The following is a 1,183-nucleotide window of genomic DNA, read 5'->3' as shown; positions in this document are numbered from 1 at the left end:
TGGATTTAGTGGTGAGACAAAAATATTAACCATAAGATTATCTAGAATACTATTCCCTAATTTTTTTCTTATTTTATTAGCAGGAATTCTCACTTCTGTATTTACATCTTATAAGGAATTCGGTTTGACATCTGTTGTACGTATTGTACATCCGGTTCTTGTGATTATGTTGCTTTTTCTAAGTAAATCTATTCTTGGTGTTCTCAGTTTAGGTTTAGGTAATATTCTCGGCTCTTTACTAACAATAATAATTCTTATCTATGCTTTATATCTGAAAGGATACAGATATATATTCACGGTAAATTTCAATCATGCCGAGTTCAAGAATTTGCTTTTTTTGATCGTTCCATTCATTTTTCAATCAATTATTGCACAGGGATCAACTATTATAACAAATATTATTGTCTCTTTTCTCAGTGAAGGGAGTTTATCTTATCTAAACTATGCCGATAAAATCGTGAGGGTTTTTTCAGGTATTTTATTTTCAGGGCTTCCGCTGGTTATTTTTCCTGTCTTTGCAGAAAAAATTACTAACAATAATATTATGGAATTAAAAACATTAGCATTAAAAGCAATCAGAGTGCTTCAGACGCTTACAATACCTCTATGTGTATATATTGTTTTTTTGGGTCGCAGTGTTATACATCTATTCTTTGAAAGAGGGGAATTTAATGGTACAGATACTCAGATGACATATCAAGTATTATCTTTACATGTTTTTACCTTAATTTTTACAGGGTATAACTTAATATTAACAAAAATACTTTATGCTATGAGAAAAACAAAACAAATTGCCGTCATGTCGATTATATCAATAATTATGTTTTTAATAGTATCTCTAATTTTGGTCAAACTGATAGGGATTCAAGGATTTGTGATTGCTGGTTTAGTTTCTTTATTAACTATGACTGTCGGTGCAACAATGATAATTCAGCAAAGATATCCGGGATTTTGCAATGGATTTTATGGAATATACATAATAAAAATCATTCTTCTGACATTATTAAGTCTTATTTTAGTTTATTCTTTAAGTAGATTAATATTTATATGTTATGGAAGATTGAATATTAATTGGGAAATGGTCAATATAGTTTTAACCATAGGTTTGGGTTCGGCCATTTTCAGTTTCTTAGGTTTAGTTTTTAAAACGGAAGAAATCTTGATTTTTTATAGAAAAATAAAA

At 28.8% G+C, this 1,183-nt stretch carries 1 protein-coding gene; it reads left to right on the top strand.

Features of this window, described 5'->3' with window-relative positions; all coding sequences use genetic code 11:
* Positions 1 to 1,183 (top strand): lipid II flippase MurJ (locus AB1349_14525; GenBank protein MEW6558541.1); only part of this gene is annotated, 1,183 nt, incomplete at both ends.

Source organism: Elusimicrobiota bacterium, from assembly GCA_040757695.1.
In the GTDB taxonomy this organism is placed as follows: domain Bacteria; phylum Elusimicrobiota; class UBA8919; order UBA8919; family UBA8919; genus JBFLWK01.
Note: the sequence above shows the minus strand (reverse complement) of the source record. Positions and strands in the feature narration are given on the sequence as shown.